The 22039-nt window shown below is 58.9% G+C and carries 16 protein-coding genes; 9 read left to right on the forward strand and 7 right to left on the reverse strand.

What is annotated here, in order from left to right:
• Window positions 1-5: 5 nt before the first annotated feature.
• Together D3Z90_RS21180 and D3Z90_RS21185 are read right to left on the reverse strand one after the other, a co-directional pair.
• Window positions 6-1628, reverse strand: a complete 1623-nt coding sequence (locus D3Z90_RS21180; protein ID WP_136477869.1) for a methyl-accepting chemotaxis protein — start codon at window positions 1626-1628, stop codon at window positions 6-8.
• Between the two features lie 129 nt (window positions 1629-1757).
• The gene (locus D3Z90_RS21185; RefSeq protein ID WP_136477870.1) at window positions 1758-2486 is read right to left on the reverse strand and encodes a tellurite resistance TerB family protein; all 729 of its coding nucleotides are present in this window, start codon (window positions 2484-2486) and stop codon (window positions 1758-1760) included.
• Window positions 2487-2642: 156 nt separating this feature from the next.
• Between D3Z90_RS21185 and ydcS the strand changes: the two genes are divergently transcribed.
• The 6 genes from ydcS to D3Z90_RS21215 all read left to right on the forward strand — a co-directional run bounded on the left by ydcS (window position 2643) and on the right by D3Z90_RS21215 (window position 9946).
• The gene (ydcS, locus tag D3Z90_RS21190; protein ID WP_136477871.1) at window positions 2643-3794 is read left to right on the forward strand and encodes a putative ABC transporter substrate-binding protein YdcS; all 1152 of its coding nucleotides are present in this window, start codon (window positions 2643-2645) and stop codon (window positions 3792-3794) included.
• 81 nt (window positions 3795-3875) lie between these two features.
• Window positions 3876-4916: an ABC transporter ATP-binding protein gene (locus D3Z90_RS21195; RefSeq protein WP_136477872.1), complete on the forward strand. Its 1041-nt coding sequence runs from the start codon at window positions 3876-3878 to the stop codon at window positions 4914-4916.
• Window positions 4917-5831 (forward strand): ABC transporter permease, encoded by a 915-nt coding sequence (locus D3Z90_RS21200; protein ID WP_136477873.1) that lies wholly within the window; start codon window positions 4917-4919, stop codon window positions 5829-5831.
• Window positions 5821-6627, forward strand: coding sequence for an ABC transporter permease (locus D3Z90_RS21205; protein WP_136477874.1), 807 nt, complete (start codon window positions 5821-5823; stop codon window positions 6625-6627). The genes D3Z90_RS21200 and D3Z90_RS21205 overlap by 11 nt, the downstream gene beginning before the upstream one ends.
• Before the next feature lie 18 nt (window positions 6628-6645).
• The gene (locus D3Z90_RS21210; protein ID WP_136477875.1) at window positions 6646-8070 is read left to right on the forward strand and encodes a gamma-aminobutyraldehyde dehydrogenase; all 1425 of its coding nucleotides are present in this window, start codon (window positions 6646-6648) and stop codon (window positions 8068-8070) included.
• Window positions 8071-8083: 13 nt separating this feature from the next.
• Complete coding sequence (locus D3Z90_RS21215) at window positions 8084-9946, forward strand: FAD/NAD(P)-binding protein (protein WP_136477876.1); 1863 nt, start codon at window positions 8084-8086, stop codon at window positions 9944-9946.
• 505 nt (window positions 9947-10451) lie between these two features.
• Here D3Z90_RS21215 and D3Z90_RS21220 read toward each other — a convergent pair.
• The 3 genes from D3Z90_RS21220 to D3Z90_RS21230 form a co-directional block, all read right to left on the reverse strand.
• Window positions 10452-11558, reverse strand: a complete 1107-nt coding sequence (locus tag D3Z90_RS21220) for an NADH:flavin oxidoreductase/NADH oxidase (RefSeq protein ID WP_136477877.1) — start codon at window positions 11556-11558, stop codon at window positions 10452-10454.
• Window positions 11559-11675: 117 nt separating this feature from the next.
• Window positions 11676-13385, reverse strand: a complete 1710-nt coding sequence (gene recJ, locus D3Z90_RS21225; protein WP_136477878.1) for a single-stranded-DNA-specific exonuclease RecJ — start codon at window positions 13383-13385, stop codon at window positions 11676-11678.
• A gap of 38 nt (window positions 13386-13423) precedes the next feature.
• On the reverse strand, window positions 13424-13966 hold the full coding sequence (locus D3Z90_RS21230) for a YaeQ family protein (RefSeq protein WP_136477879.1): 543 nt from the start codon (window positions 13964-13966) through the stop codon (window positions 13424-13426).
• A gap of 131 nt (window positions 13967-14097) precedes the next feature.
• Here D3Z90_RS21230 and D3Z90_RS21235 point away from each other — a divergent pair, with 131 nt between their 5' ends.
• The 3 genes from D3Z90_RS21235 to D3Z90_RS21245 all read left to right on the forward strand — a co-directional run bounded on the left by D3Z90_RS21235 (window position 14098) and on the right by D3Z90_RS21245 (window position 17090).
• Complete coding sequence (locus tag D3Z90_RS21235; protein WP_136477880.1) at window positions 14098-15297, forward strand: CaiB/BaiF CoA-transferase family protein; 1200 nt, start codon at window positions 14098-14100, stop codon at window positions 15295-15297.
• 46 nt (window positions 15298-15343) lie between these two features.
• Entirely contained in the window at window positions 15344-16231 is an 888-nt protein-coding gene (locus D3Z90_RS21240; RefSeq protein WP_371922218.1) for a TIGR02285 family protein, read from the forward strand.
• 196 nt (window positions 16232-16427) lie between these two features.
• On the forward strand, window positions 16428-17090 hold the full coding sequence (locus D3Z90_RS21245) for a response regulator transcription factor (RefSeq protein WP_136477881.1): 663 nt from the start codon (window positions 16428-16430) through the stop codon (window positions 17088-17090).
• Window positions 17091-17098: 8 nt separating this feature from the next.
• Here the strand turns inward: D3Z90_RS21245 and D3Z90_RS21250 are convergent, their stop codons facing one another.
• Both D3Z90_RS21250 and D3Z90_RS21255 read right to left on the reverse strand, forming a co-directional pair.
• A complete protein-coding gene (locus tag D3Z90_RS21250) occupies window positions 17099-18313 on the reverse strand; it encodes an EAL domain-containing protein (protein ID WP_136477882.1) in 1215 nt (404 codons plus the stop codon).
• A gap of 76 nt (window positions 18314-18389) precedes the next feature.
• Window positions 18390-21992: a transporter substrate-binding domain-containing protein gene (locus D3Z90_RS21255; RefSeq protein ID WP_256658266.1), complete on the reverse strand. Its 3603-nt coding sequence runs from the start codon at window positions 21990-21992 to the stop codon at window positions 18390-18392.
• Window positions 21993-22039 lie beyond the last annotated feature (47 nt).

A 22039-nucleotide genomic window follows, 5' to 3' on the forward strand; every position in this document is an offset into this window, starting at 1 on the left:
GCCAATCAGACTTTGAACCGCGACACGCCACCACGCAGGCCGGTAGCAACCTGGCTCAACTCGTCGATGGCAAAGCTGGCCTGACGCAGCGACTCAACGGTCTGGCTGCTGGCATCGCCCAGCTGGGCCAGGGCGTGGTTGATCTGTTCGGCGCCAGTGGCCTGGGCCTGCATCCCTTCATTCACCATCAGCACCCGCGGCGCCAAGGCCTGGACTTGATGAATGATCTGGCTCAGTTGCTCACCTACCTGTTGCACCTCGAACATGCCACGGCGCACCTCCTCGGAGAACTTGTCCATGCCCATCACCCCAGCGGACACCGCTGACTGAATCTCACGGACCATCTGCTCGATGTCATAGGTAGCAACCGCGGTCTGGTCTGCCAGGCGTCGTACTTCAGTGGCCACCACCGCAAAGCCGCGACCGTATTCGCCAGCCTTTTCAGCTTCGATGGCAGCGTTAAGTGAGAGCAGGTTGGTTTGATCGGCAACCTTGACGATTGTGACCACGACCTGATTGATGTTGCCGGCCTTCTCATTGAGGATCGCCAGCTTGTTGTTGACCAGGTCGGCGGCGCCCATCACCTGGTGCATGGTTTCTTCCATGCGTGCCAGCCCTTGTTGGCCGGAACCTGCAAGGTTCGAAGCCTGGTCGGCGGCTGAAGTAACTTCGGTCATTGTGCGTACCAGGTCACGGGAAGTTGCGGCAATTTCCCGTGAGGTGGCGCCAATTTCAGTGGTAGTGGCTGCCGTTTCGGTAGCGGTAGCCTGCTGTTGCTTGGAGGTGGCAGCAATTTCGGTGACCGACGTAGTCACTTGCACGGATGAACGCTGGGCCTGGGAGACCAGGCTGGTCAACTCGCCCATCATTTCATTGAAGCCGGTTTCCACTGCACCGAATTCGTCTTTGCGGTCGAGGTTCATGCGCACGCTCAGGTCGCCGCTGCTGAGCTTATCCAGGGCGTGGACGATACGTTGCATCGGCGCGGTAATGGCACGCATCAGCAGCAAGCCGCAGATAGTTGCTGCGATAATCGCCAGGACCAGAGAAGTGATCATGCTGAACTTGGCCGTCACCACAGCGCCGACGATCGATTCGGCTGCTTCTTCGGCAGAATGGCGGTTGCGCTCGATTACTGCGTTCAGGTGATTGCGACCTGTATTCCAGGCCGGCGTCAACACCTCGTTGATCAGGCGCTCAGCCTCGCTGTAGTCCTTGCGACGATAGGCTTCAAGCACCGTCTCGATCGACTTGATATAGCCGTCCTCGAGGTGCTCGAACTCATCGAAGCTGGTTTGGTCCTGCGGATCCTTGATGGTGCCTTGGTAGCTGGCCATATGCTGTTTCAGGCGTGCCTCAAAGCTCTTGTACAACGCCATGTCAGCGGAGGTGATCTCGCGATTACCGCTCAAACCCACCAATTGCTGGGTCAACACGTAACTGTCGACCCAGGCACTGCGGATCATGGAGCTGTAATACACCCCGGGAATGCTATCGGTTCGAACTGCTTCCTCACCGGATTCGATGGTCACCAGCCGTGAATAGGCCGCCACCACCATCAACAGCATGATGGCGATAATCACGGCGAAGCTCGCCAGAATCCGTTGGCGCAAGGTCCAGTTTTTCACAGTCAGCCCTCAAGTGTTCTACGCGAGCAGAAAAATGGGCAGAGTATAGCCCAGGCTCCAAGGGCTTTTGCGCCTGACTTTCAGGCTGGACCGGACCTAGCAGCCAGGATAATGGCCACTAGCCTGAAATTATTGGCCAATAGCTTGTTTTACCTGGTTCTCGAGTTCTACTTTCAATGCCGGGTCCAACTTCAGTTGCCGCGCCAATTCGTCAAGGTAAGCGCGCTCCATGAAGTGCTCCTCGTCGACCAGCATGACACTGGCGATATACATCTCCGCGGCCATTTCCGGCGTAGTAGCGGCGCGCGCGACATCAGCGGGATCCAGGGGTTTGTTGAGCTCGGCATGCAACCAGTGCTGCAGCTCCTGATCGTTGGAAAGCTTGACGAATTCACCTTCGATAAGCGCTCGCTCGCGCTCATCGACATGACCATCGGACTTGGCCGCGGCCACCAGGGCCTTGAGGATGGCCTGGCTGTGTTGCTCGACCTGCGCCGGGGGCAGGCGATCGAGCGTCTGCGGCTCGCCCTGCACCGCAGTGCCCTGTTTGGCCTGCCAGTTGCCATAAGCCTTGTACGCCAGCACGCCAAGTGCCGCCAGGCCGCCGTAGGTCAGGGCCTTGCCGCCATACTTGCGCGCCTTTTTGCTGCCCATCAACAGCCCCATTGCACCCGCTGCCAGGGCTCCGCCACCGGCTCCGGAAAGCAGACTGCCCAGGCCACCGCCGCCTTTGCCTCCCAGCAGATCGCCAAGACCGCCTGACCCACCAGCCTTGCCGGCTGAGTTCTTGCCAGCCTGATTCTGCAGCAGGTCCTGACCGGATTTGAGCAACTGATCGAGCAAACCACGGGTGTTCATCTGGAACCTCCAAGGACGGGAAATAAACCCCAAGATTACTGCCGCAAGCTGAAATCAAGCTGAATGCATTTGCATCCAGATGTTGCACTACGCTTAAAGCGATGTGCCACCGCTTTCATGACTGACCCGATCATAATTTGAACAAGAGGGAACACCATGCTTGTGAACAAGACCGCTTTGCTCAGTGCCCTGGGTACCGCCTTGCTGGCCAGCACCAGCCTGCAGGCGGCGCAACCTCTGAAGGCTGTAGGCGCTGGCGAAGGGCAACTGGATATCGTCGCCTGGCCCGGTTATATCGAGCGCGGTGAAAGTGACAAAGCCTACGATTGGGTTAGCGGCTTCGAGAAGGAAACCGGCTGCAAAGTCAGCGTCAAGACCGCTGCCACTTCCGACGAGATGGTCAGTTTGATGACCAAGGGTGGTTACGACCTGGTCACGGCGTCCGGCGATGCTTCGCTACGCCTGATTGCGGGCAAACGTATTCAGCCGATCAACACCGCATTGATCCCGAACTGGAAAAACCTCGATCCACGGCTCAAGGATGGCGCCTGGTATGTAGTGGACGACCAGGTATACGGCACCCCTTACCAGTGGGGTCCCAATGTGCTGTTGTATAACACCAACGTTTTCAAGCAAGCGCCTACCAGTTGGAGCGTGGTCTTCGAGCCGCAAGACTTGCCTGACGGCAAGCCGAACAAGGGTCGCGTCCAGGCCTACGATGGCCCCATCTATATAGCCGACGCAGCGTTGTACCTGAAGTCGACCAAGCCCGATCTGGGCATCCAGAACCCTTACGAACTCAATGAAACACAATACAAGGCCGTACTCGATCTGCTGCGCCAGCAACAACCGTTGATTCATCGCTACTGGCACGATGCGACGGTCCAGATGAGCGATGTAAAAAACGAAGGCGTGGTCGCGTCCAGTTCCTGGGGCTACATGGTCAACACCCTGAAGGCCGACAACCAACCGGTGGCCTCGACCATTCCCAAGGAAGGCGCCACCGGCTGGGCCGATACCACCATGCTGCATGCCGAGGCCAAACACCCCAACTGCGCCTACAAATGGATGGACTGGTCACTGCAACCCAAGGTCCAGGGCGATGTGGCAGCCTGGTTCGGCTCTCTGCCTGCGGTGCCGGCGGCCTGCACCGGCAGTGAACTGCTCGGCGCTGAGGGCTGTAAAACCAACGGCTTCGACAACTTCGACAAAATCGCTTTCTGGAAAACCCCGCAGGCAGAGGGTGGCAAGTTTGTGCCGTACAGCCGCTGGACTCAGGACTATATCGCAATCATGGGTGGCCGCTGAGGCCCTGTCGCCGGGCAAGCGGCGCCGCCAGAGCGTGCGACTTGCCCGGCGATTCCGTCTAGACACCGGGAGCACCGCAGCATGACCCTTGCAGTCCAGTTCACCGATGTTTCCCGCTACTTTGGCGAGGTCAGGGCCGTCGACCGGGTGTCCATAGACATCCAGGACGGCGAGTTTTTCTCGATGCTCGGCCCTTCCGGTTCGGGCAAAACCACCTGCCTGCGCCTGATTGCCGGCTTCGAGCAACCCAGCGCCGGTTCTATCCGCATTCATGGTGAGGAGGCGGCCGGGCTGCCGCCCTACCAACGTGACGTCAACACGGTGTTCCAGGATTACGCCCTGTTTCCGCATATGAATGTCCGCGACAACGTCGCCTATGGCCTGAAGGTCAAGGGCGTGGGCAAGCAGGATCGTCTGGCCCGTGCCGAAGAAGCCCTGGCCATGGTCGCCCTGGAAGGTTACGGGCAACGCAAGCCGGTTCAACTGTCCGGCGGCCAGCGTCAGCGCGTGGCCCTGGCCCGGGCACTGGTCAACCGCCCCCGGGTGCTGCTGCTCGATGAGCCCCTGGGCGCACTGGACCTGAAGCTGCGTGAGCAAATGCAGAGCGAGCTGAAGAAACTCCAGCGTCAGTTGGGCATTACCTTCATCTTTGTTACCCATGACCAGACCGAAGCGCTGTCGATGTCCGATCGTGTCGCGGTATTCAACCGCGGTCGCATCGAGCAGGTGGATACCCCGCGCAACCTGTACATGAAGCCAGCCACCACCTTCGTCGCCGAGTTTGTCGGTACCTCCAACGTGCTGCGTGGGGAGCTGGCGGCCCAGTTGAATGGCAGTCAGCTACCCTTTTCGATTCGCCCGGAGCACATCCGTTTGGGCGAACATCCAGCAGCTGGCGATGAGATCCAGGTCAGCGGGTTGCTCCACGATATCCAGTATCAGGGCAGTGCCACTCGCTACGAACTGAAACTGGACAATGGCCAGTTGCTCAATGTCAGTCAAGCCAACAACCAATGGCAAGAGCAAGCCGCGCCCTGGCAGCCGGGCCAGCGCCTGCAGGCTCGTTGGGCACGGGAAGCGATGACCTCGCTACAGGAAACCGTCTTGAACGAGGGCCCATAGATGAGCCAGGCCCTGCGCAGCTTCTCAAATTTGCTCTACCGCAGACCCAATCTTTATCTGGCGCTACTGCTGATACCACCGTTGATCTGGTTCGGTGCCATCTACCTTGGATCATTGCTGAGCCTGCTCTGGCAGGGTTTCTACACGTTTGACGACTTCACCATGGCGGTCACCCCGACGCTGACCCTGACCAACTTCGCCGCCCTGTTCAACCCCTCGAACTTCGACATTATCTTGCGCACGCTGGGCATGGCTGTTGCGGTATCCGTCGCCAGCGCCGCCCTGGCCTTTCCAATCGCCTATTACATGGCCCGCTATACCACGGGCAAAACCAAGGCGTTCTTCTACATCGCGGTGATGATGCCGATGTGGGCCAGCTATATCGTCAAGGCCTATGCCTGGACCCTGCTGTTGGCCAAAGGCGGCGTGGCGCAGTGGTTTGTCCAGCAGCTTCACATGGAGCCGTTGCTACAGTTCATTCTTGGCATTCCTGGCGTTGGCGGCAGCACCTTGTCAACGTCGCACCTGGGACGCTTTCTGGTGTTTGTGTACATCTGGCTGCCGTTCATGATCCTGCCCATCCAGGCCTCGCTGGAGCGTTTGCCGCCGTCGTTGCTGCAAGCCTCGGCGGATCTTGGCGCCAAACCCCGACAAACCTTCATGCAGGTGATTCTGCCGCTGGCGGTTCCCGGAATCGCAGCCGGCTCGATCTTCACTTTTTCACTGACCCTGGGCGACTTCATCGTGCCGCAGCTGGTGGGTCCACCGGGTTATTTCATTGGCAGCATGGTCTACGCCCAGCAAGGCGCCATTGGCAACATGCCCATGGCAGCAGCGTTCACCCTGGTGCCCATCGTGTTGATTGCCATCTACCTGTCCATGGTCAAACGTCTGGGGGCTTTCGATGCACTCTGAGCGCGCTTCGTGGGGCCTGCGTCTGGCGGCCTGGGGCGGATTGGTGTTCCTGCACTTTCCAATCCTGATCATTTTTCTGTACGCCTTCAATACTCAGGATGCGGCGTTCAGCTTCCCGCCACAGGGCTTTACCTTGAAATGGTTCAGCGTGGCCTTTTCCCGGCCCGATGTGCTGGAGTCGATCAAGTTGTCGCTGCAGGTTGCCTGCCTGGCCACCTTGATTGCCCTAGTACTCGGCACACTGGCGTCCGCAGCACTGTATCGACGCAGTTTCTTCGGCAAAGAAAGCATCTCACTGATGTTGATCCTGCCTATCGCACTGCCCGGGATCATCACCGGCATCGCCCTGCTTTCGGCGTTCAAAACCCTGGGGATCGAGCCAGGCATATTCACCATTGTCGTGGGCCACGCGACCTTCTGCGTGGTGATCGTCTATAACAACGTCATCGCCAGGCTGCGCCGCACCTCCCATAGTCTGATCGAAGCGTCGATGGACCTGGGGGCTGACGGTTGGCAAACCTTCCGCTACATCATCCTGCCCAATCTGGGGTCGGCGCTGCTGGCCGGCGGCATGCTGGCATTTGCCTTGTCATTCGATGAAATCATTGTCACCACCTTCACCGCCGGACACGAACGAACCTTGCCGATCTGGTTGCTCAACCAGCTCAGTCGCCCCCGGGACGTACCGGTGACTAACGTGGTCGCCATGCTGGTCATGCTGGTCACCATGCTGCCGATTCTTGGCGCCTATTACCTTACCCGTGGCGGCGAAAGCGTTGCCGGCAGCGGCAAATAACTCCAAGAGGACTTTACGATGCAAACCCGACTGTTGATCAACGGCCAACTGGTAGCTGGCGAAGGTAACGCGCTGGCAGTCCTCAACCCGGCGTTGGGCAGCGTCCTGGTGGAAATCAACGAAGCCAGCGAAGCTCAAGTCGATGCCGCTGTACGCGCAGCCGATCATGCTTTCGAGAGCTGGTCGCAGACCACGCCCAAGGACCGTTCGCTGTTGTTGCTGAAGCTGGCCGACAGCATCGAGGCTCATGGCGAGGAATTGGCCCGCCTGGAGTCGGACAATTGCGGAAAGCCCTACGCTGCCGCGCTCAACGACGAGATCCCGGCGATTGCCGACGTGTTTCGCTTTTTTGCCGGCGCCACCCGTTGCCTGGGAGGATCGGCCGCGGGGGAATATCTGTCAGGGCATACCTCGATGATTCGTCGCGACCCACTCGGCGTGGTCGCCTCCATCGCACCGTGGAACTACCCATTGATGATGGTAGCGTGGAAAATCGCCCCGGCCCTGGCGGCAGGCAATACCGTGGTGCTCAAGCCTTCGGAGCAAACACCGCTGACCGCTTTGCGCCTGGCACAGCTGGCTGCCGATCTGTTCCCCGCTGGCGTGCTGAATATTCTTTTTGGCCGTGGGCCGAGCGTCGGCACACCGCTGGTCAGCCACCCGAAGGTGCGCATGGTATCGCTGACCGGTTCCATAGCCACCGGCGCCAACATCATTGCCAGCACGGCAGAAAGTGTAAAACGCATGCACATGGAGCTCGGCGGCAAGGCCCCGGTGATCATCTTCGACGATGCCGATATTGACGCCGCCGTCGAAGGCATCCGCACCTTCGGTTTCTACAATGCTGGCCAGGACTGCACGGCAGCCTGCCGGATTTATGCGCAGAGCGGCATCTACGAACAATTCGTGGAAAAGCTCGGCAACGCCGTAGCCAGTATCAAGCATGGCCTGCAGAACGATCCACAGACCGAACTCGGGCCGCTGATTACCGCCCAGCACCGTGATCGAGTCGCTGCCATGGTCGAGCGCGCTGTCGCCCAGCCGCATGTACGTCTGGTAACAGGCGGCAAGGCCGTGGCGGGTGACGGCTTCTTTTTCGAGCCCACTGTACTGGCCGATGTGCAGCAGGATGACGAAATCGTCCGGCGCGAAGTCTTCGGGCCGGTGGTCTCGGTCACTCGCTTTGACGACGAAACCCAGGCCCTGGCGTGGGCCAATGACTCCGACTACGGCCTCGCCTCTTCGCTATGGACCCAGGATGTAGGGCGCGCCCACCGGGTTTCGGCACGACTGCAGTACGGTTGTACCTGGGTCAACACGCACTTTATGCTGGTCAGTGAAATGCCCCACGGTGGGCAAAAACTGTCGGGGTACGGCAAGGATATGTCCATGTACGGACTGGAAGACTACACCTGCGTTCGGCATGTGATGTTCAAACATTAAGGTAAGGAAACCCATGGAAATTACCCGACGCGACTTCATCAATGGCGTCGCTATCGGCATTGCGGCGGGCCTGACGCCCCTGCAACTGCTGCAAGCTGCCCAGAGCGAGCGCTATTACCCACCCGCCTTGACCGGGCTGCGGGGCAGCCATGTTGGCGCGTTCGAGGTGGCTCACCAGATGGGCTGGGAGAAAAAGCGTTTTGCAACCGACGCGCTGCCGATCAGCGAGGAGTATGACCTGGTAGTGGTGGGTGCTGGCATCAGCGGGCTCTCGGCGGCGTACTTCTATCGAGAAAGGCATCCCACGGCAAAAATCCTCATTATCGAAAACCACGATGATTTTGGCGGCCATGCCAAGCGCAACGAATTCAGCGTCGATGGCCGGATGATTATCGGCTACGGCGGCAGCGAGGCGTTCCAGTCACCCAATCATCTGTACAGCCCCGAAGTCAACGGACTGCTGAAAAAGCTTGGCGTCGATATCAAGCGCTTTGAAAGCGCTTTTGACCGCAACTTCTACCCGGATCTGGGCCTGTCTCGCGGGGTATTTTTCGACAAGGAGAATTTCGGCGAAGACAAACTGGTCAGCGGTGACCCAACGCCAATGGTCGCAGACGATATTGCTCCTGAACGCCTGAACGCTCGTCCAATCCGCGCCTTCATCAACGATTTCCCTTTGCCCGAGAGCGACCGCACGGCGCTGATCGACCTGCATGAAGCCCCCAGGGATTACCTGGCGGGCAAGTCGCTGAAGGACAAGACCGCCTACCTGGAACGCACCAGCTACCAGGACTTCCTGCTCAAGGATGTCGGCCTGTCGCCAACGGCGGTTAAGTACTTCCAGGGCCGCAGCAACGATTTCATGGCGCTGAGTATCGATGCCGTGGCCGCTGCCGATGCCTACTACGTTGGCTTCCCCGGGTTTGGGGCAATGAACCTTGAGCCTATCAGTGAAGAAGCCCAGGCGGAGATGGAGGAGCCCTACATCTACCACTTCCCTGATGGCAATGCTTCGCTGGCGCGTCTATTGGTGCGTAGCCTGATTCCAGACGTGGCAGCGGGCAAGGACATGAATGATATCGTTCTGGCCAACTTCGACTACAGCCAACTCGACCGTGCGGCGCACCCGGTACGCCTGCGCCTGAACAGTACCGCAGTCAGCGTGCGCAACGTCGATGGCGGCGTGAACATCGGCTACAGCCGGGATGGCAAGCTGGCCCAAGTGCGTGGCAAGCACTGCATCCTGGCTTGCTACAACATGATGATCCCATACCTGTTGCGCGACCTCTCGGCCGAACAAGCGTTTGCGCTGAGCCAGAATGTAAAATTTCCCCTGGTCTACACCAAGGTCATCGTGCGCAACTGGCATGCCTTCGAGAAACTCGGCGTGCATGAAATCTACGCCGCCACCCAACCCTATAGCCGGATCAAGCTGGACTACCCGGTAAGCATGGGCGGTTATGAGCATCCCCGTGATCCGGCGCAGCCAATCGGCCTGCACATGGTCTATGTGCCCACCAGCCCGGACAGCGGCATGAACAGCCGCGACCAGGCTCGCGCTGGGCGTGGCAGGTTGTACGGCACCCCGTTCGAAGCGCTGGAAAGCCAACTGCGCGACCAACTGCAACGCATGCTCGGGCCAGGCGGCTTCGATCACAACCAGGACATCCTGGCGATCACCGTCAACCGTTGGCCACATGGCTACGCCTGTTTCACCAACACCCTCTACGACAATGCCGAGCAGACAGAGCAATGGATAGAACTGGCACGCAAACCGCTGGGCAAGGTCAGCATCGCCAACTCCGATGCCGCCTGGAGCGCCTATGCCCATGCTGCAATCGACGAGGCGTGGCGGGCGGTTGGCGAGCAAGCTTAGACGCGTATCACCGGCCAAGCCCTTCACTGAAGGAAGGCAATTCAACCTGCTCTTGATCTGCTTCTGACCTGCTTTTGACCTGCTTTTGATCTTGATCCACCTGCCCCGTTAACCAGAAGGGCCGAGTGAAGGTGTTGCGAAAGGGCTAGCGCGCAGCGCCTTCGGCCTTGGCCGAAGTTGCGAATCGTAGTGTTGCTTGCAACGCGTAGATCGCAATGCCCTGTAGCGACACCGTAGCGAGGGGACCCGAAGCGCAGCGTAGGGCCCCTGGTGGGGCAAGCCCTTTGCTTACTTTGGGGCGACTGCCAAAGTAAGGCGCCGTAAGGGCGCAAAGGTGACTAAGCGCCACCCGCGCAAACGGATCAGCCCCAAATCGAAGAGCCTCATCACAAGCCCACCACCACCACCGGCTGCACTTGCGACAAAACTGGATCGCCAAAAAGCTCGCCCCGATCACATACGCTCTGCTGAAAGCCAGTCAATGACAGCAAGCTTGCCCCCCAATTCAGTCACGCAAATCAGACTCATGAATGGGATTAGCCCGACTGGTGGCACGCTGATACTGTGCCGGCCAGGTCGCCCGATTCCCCCCCAGATCATCATCCGCATGCAACGGCCAGTACGGATCGCGCAGCAGTTCCCGGGCCAGGAAAATGATATCGGCCTGGGCCGTGCGCAGGATAGTTTCAGCCTGCATGGGATCGGTAATCATCCCAACCGTCCCCGTGGCAATGCCTGACTCCTCGCGCACTTTCGCAGCAAATTGCGTCTGATACCCAGGACCTGTAGGGATCTCGGCGTTGACCGAGGTGCCGCCCGATGACACATCGATCAGGTCCACCCCCAGCTTTCTCAAGCGCTTGGCCAGCTCTACGGTTTCATCCGGGTTCCAGCCATCCTCCACCCAGTCGGTAGCCGACAGGCGCACGAACAACGGCAATTCCTCTGGCCACACTTCCCGAACCGCTTCGGTCACTTGCAAGGTCAAGCGAATGCGATTTTCGAAACTGCTGCCATAGTCGTCGCGGCGCTGATTGCTCAACGGTGAAAGAAACTGATGCAGCAGATAACCATGCGCGGCATGCACCTCGACCACTTTGAAGCCCGCCTCCAGCGCGCGCCTGGCTGCGTCCGCAAAGGCCTGGATGGTCTCGTCGATCTGCTCCTGAGTCATTTCCACGGGCGCAGTGTGCTGCGGATCAAAGGCGATTTTCGACGGTCCCATGGGGATCCAGCCGCCCTCCTCCACCTTGACGCTGCCATGCTTGCCAAGCCAGGGTCGATAGGTACTGGCCTTGCGCCCGGCATGAGCCAGTTGAATGCCCGGCACGGCGCCCTGGGCGGTAATGAAGCGGGTAATGCGCTGCAACGGCGGGATCTGCGCATCGTCCCACAACCCCAGATCCTGGGCGGTGATTCGTCCGTCAGCAGTAACGGCTGTTGCTTCGGTAAAAATCAGCCCAGCGCCCCCCACCGCCCGGCTACCCAGATGGACCAGGTGCCAATCATTGGCCAGGCCATCGACACTGGAATACTGGCACATGGGTGAAACTGCAATTCGGTTGGGCAAGGTCAGGTGACGCAGGGTGTAGGGATCAAGCAGCAGGCTCATGGGGCACCTCTCAAATCAAGTGGTAAGGCTCCAGATGGTTGACCGGTCGACCACAGAATCTTCCCCGCAGGTTCATCGACCAATCATTCTGAGCCTAGACCACTTTGATCCTAGGGTTCAGCGTGGCTCCATATGAGCGATCATCAATTGCACACTTTCCTGCCCGCGAAACTCGTTGACGTCGAGTTTGAAGGCCAGCTCGACCCAGCGCACCGTTGGATTGGGCCAGACATCACGGTCCACGCCGAACGCGATGCCGTCGAGCTTCACCGAACCACACTCGCTTTTGAGCACTACTTTCAGGTGTCGCTCACCGACCACCCGCTGCTCGACCAACTGGAATACCCCATGAAACAGCGGCTCGGGAAAATGTTGTCCCCATGGCCCGGCATGACGCAGGGCACGGGCCAGTTCCAGATGAAATTCCTCGACGGCCAGGGTGCCATCGGAAAGCAGGCGACCGGTCAAATCGTCCTCGCACAGTTGCCGGCGAACTTCTTCGTCGAATGCCTGGGCAAAGGCCGGGAAGTTTTCGCCGGGCAACGACAGACCCGCGGCCATGGCATGACCACCGAATTTGCTGATCAGTTGCGGATGACGAGCGGCCACTGCATCCAGTGCGTCACGAATGTGAAAGCCTGGCACCGAACGGGCCGAGCCTTTGAGCATGCCCTCGCCGGCATCGGCAAAAGCAATGGTAGGACGGTGATAGCGTTCCTTGAGGCGCGAAGCAAGAATACCGATCACGCCCTGGTGCCAATCCGCTTCGAACAGGCACAAGCCGAAAGGCATGGATTCCAGCGGCAGGTCCTTGAGCTGAGCGAGTGCCTCGCGCTGCATGCCCTGCTCAATGGATTTGCGGTCCTGGTTCAACTCATCGAGCTGCCCAGCCATCTCACGTGCCAGATTTGGATCGTCGCTGAGCAAGCATTCGATACCCAGGCTCATGTCATCCAGACGACCGGCTGCGTTCAGGCGCGGGCCGAGAATGAAACCAAGGTCAGTGGACGTGATCCGCGCATGATCACGTCGGGCGACCTCCAGGATGGCCTTGAGCCCCGGTCGTGCCCGCCCCGCCCTGATCCGCTCAAGCCCCTGATGAATCAGGATACGGTTGTTGGCATCCAGCGGCACGACGTCGGCAACGCTACCCAGCGCCACCAGATCGAGCAATTCGCCAATATTCGGTTGTGCTGCATTGTCGTAATGGCCAAGGCTGCGCAAACGAGCGCGCAAGGCCATCAGCACATAGAAAATAACCCCGACTCCGGCAAGCGCCTTGCTCGGGAACTCGCAACCCGGCTGGTTTGGATTGACGATGGCATCGGCGGCGGGCAGGTCATGGCCCGGCAAATGGTGATCGGTCACCAACACTTTCAGGCCGGCCGCCTTGGCCGCGGCCACTCCTTCCACACTGGAGATGCCGTTATCCACGGTAATCAGCAGTTGCGGCTGGCGCTGCAGCGCAACTTCGACGATTTCAGGGGTAAGTCCATAGCCATACTCGAAGCGATTGGGCACCAGATAATCGACATGGGCCGCTCCCAGCAAGCGCAAGCCCAGCACCCCTACCGTGCTGGCCGTGGCACCATCGGCGTCGAAGTCGCCAACAATCAGGATACGCTGGCGCTGAGCCAGGGCTTCTACCAGCAGGTCTACTGCCGCCCCAATGCCCTTGAGTTGCTGATAAGGCAGCAGTCGCGCCAGGCTTTTGTCCAGTTCGGCCGCACTTTGTACGCCACGGGCGGCGTACAAGCGGGTCAACAGCGGCGGCAAGTCGCCAAGGAACGGCAAATTAACTGGCAGGGGACGCGATTCGATGCGCATGGGGCAGTAAAAGCTTCTCTATGGATGAAGGGAAAAAATCAGCCGCGCTCGCCAAGCAGCCACTGCAGCTGGACTTCGTGCTGGCCACGGTCATCGGTAACGAACACCGTGCCTTCGCTAATCATTACGTCCCACTTGATCGCCCGCGGCATGTCGGTGGCCAGGGTCTCGAGAACCTCCTGCGGTACCGCTGCAATATTCACGTTCTTCAGGTTTTTGACAGCCGGGAGTACCTTGGTCTCCCACACCCGCAGGCTGCCATAGGCCAGCAGGCTGGTGCGTTCGGTACGACGCGAACACCAGGTCAGGCGGTCAGCGTCCGGCTGCCCTACTTCGATCCAGTGCAGGATGCGATCGTCCAGGCTTTTTTCCCACAGGGCTGCTTCATCCACATCTGAAAGACCCCGCCCGAACGACAGCTGTTCGTTGTACCACAGGGCATAGGCCAGCAACCGAACGGCCATACGCTCCTCGGTTTCCGACGGATGACGGGCGATGGTCTGCTTTACGCTTTCGTACACGCCGCGGTCGAGGTCGGTGAGGTTCAGTTCAAATTTGTAGGTAGTGGACGGCTGGGCCATGGACGGGGCTTCTTGCGACAGGGAAAGTCGCCCAGTCTAACCGATCCGCATGTTCCTTGCGCCGCGGCAGTATCTGAGCGCGCCCAGCTATGATAAAAACGGGGGTTCTGACCAGTTGCTACGGACGCCCCATGCCTACGCCCAGCAAACCCCTCGCCGGCCTCAAAGTCATCGAACTCGGCACCTTGATCGCCGGCCCGTTTGCCTCGCGCATCTGCGCCGAGTTTGGCGCCCAGGTCATCAAGGTCGAGTCACCCGATGGCGGTGACCCTTTGCGCAAGTGGCGCAAGTTGTATGAAGGCACCTCGCTGTGGTGGTTTGTGCAGGCGCGGAACAAACAGTCTCTGACGCTCAACCTCAAGCATGCCGAAGGCATCGAAATTCTCAAGAAGCTGTTGTCCGAAGCCGACATCCTTATCGAAAACTTCCGCCCCGGTGTGCTGGAAAAGCTCGGACTGGGCTGGGACACACTGCACGCCCTGAATCCGAAACTGGTCATGGTGCGGCTTTCAGGTTTCGGCCAGACCGGCCCAATGAAAGATCAGCCCGGCTTTGGTGCGGTCGGTGAATCCATGGGTGGCCTGCGCTATATCACCGGTTTCGACGACCGTCCGCCGGTACGGACCGGCATCTCCATTGGCGACTCGATTGCCGCGCTCTGGGGGGTGATCGGCGCGCTGATGGCGCTACGTCATCGCGAAGTCAACGGCGGAGAAGGCCAAGTGGTGGATGTGGCGCTGTATGAAGCCATTTTCGCGATGATGGAAAGCATGGTGCCCGAGTTCGACGTGTTTGGTTTTATTCGCGAACGTACCGGCAACATCATGCCGGGCATTACCCCCTCCTCGATCCATACCAGTGCCGATGGCAAGCATGTACAGATCGGGGCCAACGGCGATGCGATTTTCAAGCGTTTCATGCAAGCCATCGGGCGCCAGGATCTTGCCGACGATCCGACCTTGGCCAGCAACGACGGGCGTGACCTGCGCCGCGATGAACTCTATGGCGTCATCGATCGCTGGGCCCGCACGTTGCCGTTGGATGCGCTGATGCAACTGCTCAACGACGCCCAAGTGCCGGCCAGTCGAATCTTCAGTGCCGAAGATATGTTCAGTGACCCGCAGTTCCTCGCTCGGGAGATGTTCCTGCAAGCCAAGCTGCCGGACGGCAAGCCATTCAAGATGCCCGGCATCGTGCCCAAGCTGTCGCAGACGCCAGGCTCCAGCGAATGGGTGGGGCCGGAACTAGGCGCACATACCGAGCAATTGCTAGGTGAGCTGGGTTACGACGGGGCAGAGATTGCTCGTCTGCGTCAGCAAGGCGCGGTGTAAACATTGCGCCTGGCCCGGTGAGCAGCCCGACGGTGGAGACTCGTATATGACCCGACGCAGGCAACAACGCTGTCGTACGCTGCTGGTATGGGCCTTCTGTACCCTGATGGGGGCCGGCATTCCGGGTGCGGCCTGGGCCAAGGAACATCTTGTCTGGCTGCTGCGTGATCTACCGCCGCTGACCGTCTTCGAGGGCTCGAGCAAAGGTCAGGGTATCGTCGATCAACTGCTGCCGATGCTGATCGAAAAAATGCCTGAGTACGATCACAGTATTCTTCGGGTCAACCGCGCTCGCGGTAACCAGATGCTGCAGGAGGGACGCTTCACCTGCGACCCGATGCTGCTCTGGACCCCTGAACGAGCCAAGTACATACACTTCTCGCAACCCAGCCTGGGCGTACTCAGCAGTGGCCTGGTGGTCCGACAGAAGGACCAGCAACTGCTTACCCCTTTTCTGAACAAGGGTGAGATCGACCTGCGCAAATTGCTCGAAGACACCGAACTCAAACTGGGAGTAGTTGCAGAACGCAGTTACAGCCCTTCAGTCGACACTTTGCTCAAAACAGTGCCATCGGCAACCCTCAGTCGTCATTTCGGCAATGATGCCGTTACCAACCTGCTACAGATGCAAAAGCGCGAACGCCTGCAACTGTTGCTCGGCTATTGGCCGGAGGTTCGCTACCTGATCAAGCAACAAGGGTGGACCGTAGCCGACTACGACTTCTACCCCATCCAAGGTGTGGCACGCTATCAGTTCATTCACGTGGGCTGTGCCGATACCCCCCAGGGACGCGAGGCCGTCAGCCATATCAATCAACTGCTCGACAGCTTGCGTCGCGACACCCTGCCCAATCTGTATGCCCAGTGGCTGGATCCGGAGCTACGCGAGCACTACCTCGAAGACAGTCGGCGGTTCTTCGTCGACCCCCAATGAGCAGGCAAAAAGAAACCCCGAACGTTGGGGAGACCGCTCAGGGTTAAACAAAAGCCCCGTAGGACTTTTAGCGACAGTTGAAAGACATCGGAGCAAAATGCCATTCAACTGGCCTTACACGTTCTGATTACCTAGCGGGGCAAAGGTTCATTCACAGACAGCCCGAGTCTTTCCATTGGTCTACCGGAGCCGCAATTTGAGCACCTCTGCACAGTCGCCCTTGCGTATCGTCCTGGCAGACGATCATCCGATCTTTCGCATCGGGCTACAGGCCGTCCTTGAACAGATACCCAACGTAAAAGTGGTCGCCCAGGCAGCAAGCCCACTGGAACTCATGACTCATCTGCAGGCCGTGGAATGCGACATACTGGTAACCGACTTCATGATGCCGGTGGACCAGCAGAACGATGGTCTGAAACTACTCGAGCAGATTCGCCGACAGCACCCGCAGTTGCCGATCCTGGTGGTGACCATGCTCAACAATGCCGGACTGTTCAGAGCGATGCTCGGCTTGGGTGTGAGCGGCCTTTTGAGCAAGGCCAGCCTGGCTGACGAACTTCCCCAAGCGATTGGCAGCATGTCGCGGGGCAAGGTTTATCTGGCTGCTTCAGTCCAGCATCTGCTAATGCAGGACGGTGCAGTACGCGAAGACAGGATGGCGGACAAAGATCCACTTTCCCCCAAAGAACTTGAAGTCACCCGGTTGCTTGCCGCTGGTCACACGGTGAACCAGATTGCGGCACTGCTCAGTCGCAGCAAGCAGACTGTCAGTTCCCAGAAGGTCAGCGCCATGCGCAAGCTAGGCGTAAGCAACGATGCGGCGCTTTACCTTTATCTGCAGGAAAATGGCCTGACCTGAACAGTGCCTCAGGCAATGGCCTGGCGGTTGAATCGCGTACGTTCATCCATCCATTGCTGCAGCTCGGCCTCGGGCATGGGGCGGGCGATGAAATACCCCTGCATGACCGGTTGCCCAAGGTCCTTGAGTGCCAGCAGATCGTCAGCGGTTTCCACGCCTTCAACCACTACATTCAAGTTCATGCGCCGCGCCATCATCAGGGCGCCAGCCACCACCGCAGCCTTGCGCCCGTCGTGGGCCATGCCGCGAACGAACTCGCTCGGCAGTTTCAACTCACTGAACGGCAGCTCCAGCAATCGCTGGACATTGGAAACGCCCGTACCGAAATCATCGATAGACAACTGACAACCCAGAATCCGCAAGCGCAGCAACCCTTCGAGCTGTTGGTTATCCAATGCACTGCCGGCGGTTTCGACGATTTCCAGGGTCAACGCGCTTGCTGGAGCTTCGTGACGATCCAGCGCTGACTTCACCTGGTCGTGAAAATCATCTCGAACCAATAGATCGGGAGCGATATTTACCGCTACCGGCAATGCCTTACCCGCGCAGGCCTGATGCTGCGCACTCAGTGCCAGGGCTTGATCGAGAACATGCCAACACAGGGTATCGAACAAGTCAGTGCGCTCGATAAGCGGAAAAAACTGCGCGGGCGACAAAATACCCAGCCTAGGATGCTGCCATCGCACCAAAGCCTCGACGCCCACCAGCTTGCCATCGAAGCAGACCTTGGGCTGATAGTGAACGGTCCACTGATCTTTACTCTGCGCCAACTCAGCCGCAGTGACTTCCGACAGTTCCAACTGTAATACCGGCCTGGTAGGGCTGGGCTCGACCTGAACCTGCTCCAGGTAGCGGCGGAACAACTGGTTCAAGACAACGCTGTTGGCCGGTTTCTGCAGGCAACCCAGCACCTTCAGTCCAAGTTGCCGAGCCAGCACGCCGACACTGTCGATAACACAGGCCTCGGCGCTGCTGAGAATGATCAACGCTGCGGCCAGATTGTTTTCCGCCAGATGGCGGATCAACGCCAGGCCATCTTGCCCGTCCATCTGCAGGTCACAGATGGCAATGTCAACGCGACCGCGACGCGCCAGGGTCTGCCGGGCGACCTCAACCGAGTCAGCGGTCAGTACGTCAAACACGCCGATGGCATTGAGCATCTGATGCAACGCCATAAGTTGGAAAGGATGATCTTCTAGAATCAGAACCTTGAGTGAGTGCATGAGTCTTACCCGCGTCTGCAAACATGTGCGAGCGACACTTTAGGAAAGAACCCCTCCGCAACCTATCGGACAAGTCCTAAAGTTGGACCGGAATTTTCGCTAATTCCTTATCGATATCTCGGTTGAGCTGCGACAACACGCGCTTCATCTCCTCCCACGCGCCATTCAAGGCGCCTGGGCTTCCTTCAGCACACGCTCGACTCAAGGCAGAACACGCTTGCGCCAACTGCACTGCATCAACCAAGCAAGCAATGCCCTCGAGCCGATGCAGGGAGATCCGGATAGCGCCCACGGCCTGGCTCGCGGCTGCTTCGCCGAGCAACCCCTGCTCCTCAATCAGATTTTTATTAAGCTCCTCCAGCATGCGTCGCATCACCTGGTGATTGGCTTGAGTCATTTGTTGGAGTAGTTGCATGCGGAAGCTGCACACCGGCGCCTGCTCCTCGATCATGGCCGCCAGATGGTTGAGGGACACCGGCTTGACCAGCAGTTCGTCCATTCCCGCTGCCAGGCAGCGCTCGCGCTCCTCTTTCATGGCATTGGCGGTGCAGCCGATTATGGCTGTGGGCGAACGCTGCATACGTCCTTCCAACTGACGAATACTACGGGCCAAGGCATAGCCACTCATCACTGGCATGTTGCAATCTGTCATTACCAGATCGAAGTGATCTGCTTGCCAGGCATCCAACGCCTCCTGACCATTTTTCACCGCCTGCACCTGATGCCCGAGAAACGCCAGTTGCTGGCTGAGAACCAGGCGATTGGCAGACAGGTCGTCAACCACCAGGATGCGCCTTACCGGGCTTTCCTGGCGAAGCGTAACCACTGCCGTGGCTTCAACCGGCGCCTGCACCAGCGGTTCAAGGGTCAGTGTCACCCGTACTTCGGTCCCCTCGCCCGGATTGCTGTGCAAGATGATGGTACCGTCCATCAGTTCCACAAGTTGCCGACAGATACTAAGCCCCAGGCCAGACCCACCGTACTCGGCAGCCAGGCGCGCATTGGCCTGGGCAAATGGGGTGAACAGTTCTGACTGCTGCTTGGCGCTGATGCCAATACCCGTGTCGCACACGCTCAAAAGCAGCCCGACACCCGCTGGCGAATCTTCCCCGGTGCGACTTACCTGCAGGCTCACTCGGCCCAGATGAGTAAACTTGAGGGCATTAGCCAGCAAATTGACCAGTACTTGGCGCAGTCGCAACGGATCGAACCAATACGTGCCATGTGCGTCGTCGGCAACCTGCAATTGCAGGTGCAAGCCTTGCGTTTGAGCCTGGTTTCGAAACTGGCTGACAATGTCTTCAACGAAAGGGAGCAGAGCGGTTGCCTGCGGTGCCAATTGCAAACTACCGGCCTCGATACGGGCCAGATCCAAACTGTCGCCAATCAAGGCAATCAACTCGTTCGCCGTTCGGTACGCCATCTCCAGCCCTGACGACGGCGCTTTGCCTTGGACTAGAGCGGTTTCCCGCTCCAGTTCCAATAAGCCGACGATCACGGCAATGGGCGTGCGAATCTCATGGCTCATCGTCGCCAGAAACGTACTTTTGGCCTGATTGGCTTGTTCCGCCTGCTGGCGCGCCTGCATCAGGTCGGCCTCCAGTTGCTTACGCTTGGTGATGTCGATCCAGCCCCCCAGCAAACCCTGCAACTGCCCGTCAGCGCGGTAGAAAGGCACTGTCCATTGATAGGCCTCAGTACACTGTCCGTCCAACTCGATGCGCCGATCGACGAATAACGGCTTAGAGTCCTGTAACAACTTTATGTAGTCAGCATGAAGTTCATCTGCAAGCTCAGGTGGAATCATTGCGATATCAGTGAGGCGACGCCCCTTGACGTCTTCCAGGCGCAACGAGAACGCCTGTTCGTAGCTTTTGTTACAGGTGATCAAGCGCCCTTCTAAATCCCGCACATAGATGGGATTGGGAATGCCGTCGAGCAACGCGCGCTTGAAGGCCAGTTGATCGTTCAGCGCCTCCTCCGCCTTCTCTCGTTGGCGGATCTGGGCACGCAAGCGACTGCTCCAAAGCAGCGACACCAAACCCAACAGCACTGCGGCGCCAACAGCCCAATAAACCCAAGGTGCGATGCGTCGCCAGGCCGACGCTGGGGGTGCCTGCGCCCCCAGCCATCGCATCCGCAATGCCCGAAGCTCGGCAACCGGAAAGGCTTCCAGCGCTTTATTGAGAATACTCAGGAGCTCCGGCGCGCTACGTCGCACCGAAAAGTGGTCGGGCGCCCATTGTCCCTCAACGCCACGGCCAACCTTGATTGTCGGATCGTCACTGAGCTCCATGTAAGCACCGACTTCGCTGTCGATGGTCGCGACGGCCTCGCCTCGGCGAACCTTTTCCCGCGCTTGCTCCAGCGAGTCCACCAGCAACAGGCGGATGTCGGGATGAGACTGACGAATACTGCTTTCCAGCGCATGCTTGGCTGGCAGCGCTAGCGTTTGTCCTGACAGCTCGTTCAGCGAAGCCGGACCGAGGTCAGGCTGGCGAACAATAAACACCCAGCTCTGCCCACCCAGGGTATGGCTGAAGTCAAGAAACGCACGTCGCTCAGGTGAGTCACTGAGTGTGGTGCTCATGTCTGCCTCGCCGCTCTTGAGCAATGCCAAACTGTGGGCGATGGACGTCGAAGCGGTGAAGCGAAATTGTAGGCCGGTCAATTGCGCAATAGTTGCCAGCACATCGCTATTCAGACCCACCCAGTCGCCCTGACGATTGCGAAACAGGTAAGGCGGATACTGAATGCCTACCACAGCCACTGTGGGATGCTGGGTAATCCATTGACGCTCCTGTTCGGTCAATTCGATCCGATTGTGGGCTACATCCGATCCCAGCCCCGAGGTCCAGCGCGCAAGAATTTCACCGCGAATCGAATCATCGATGCTGATCAAGGCGCGGTCAAACACGTCACGCAAGGTGCGATCCTCAGCGCGCATGGCAAAGGCAAAGCCTATCGGCGGCAAGGCACTGGGGCCCACCACCTGCAACCCGAGATAGGGTCGCAAGCCGTTATAGGCACGAATGATGACCTCGTTACCAATGAACGCATCGACCTCACCCTGGCGCAGCGCTTCCAGCGCGCTGCTGAGGGTGGGTGCAAGGATTACCTTGCTCTGAGGGTAATCTCGCTGCATTTGCTGGAAATCGGCATAGCCATCGAGCAATGCGATTTTTTTCCCAGCCAGTGACGCTTGTGGAACCGGCGCACCGCCGCGCACCACGACCATGGAGCGGTCCGGAATGTAGTCACGGGTAAACACCAGGTCAGGCACACTGCGCTCGAATCCGTTGGCGCTGGTCAGCACATCGATTTCGCCTTCCTGCAGCGCCTTGATTGCTTCCTCGCGTCTGGCAAACGCCAGAACCTGAGTCTGCACTCCCAGGCGGGCCGCGACCAGGCTCAAGTAATCGGCACTGATACCCTGATAGCGGTTACGGTCGATAGTTATGTCGACAGGTTCGTAGTCGGCAAAGGAAATGCCCACCCGTAACACTCGTGAAGGTCCAAGCCACTGGCGTTCGACCTGATTCAACGGCATCGGCTGGAGGCTGATGAACGGGGGCACCAAGGTGAAAGGTAGCTGTGCAGCCAATGCCCATGCACCTGCGCAGGCCCACAACAGGCAGGCAATTACCAGCCCTATTGATCGTTGCTGCCACTTGCTCATCGGTTCCTCGTCGCTCTTGCCTGGCCCAGGCCAGTAAAAAAAAACCC

It is taken from the genome of Pseudomonas sp. DG56-2, from assembly GCF_004803755.1.
In the GTDB taxonomy this organism is placed as follows: domain Bacteria; phylum Pseudomonadota; class Gammaproteobacteria; order Pseudomonadales; family Pseudomonadaceae; genus Aquipseudomonas; species Aquipseudomonas auratipiscis.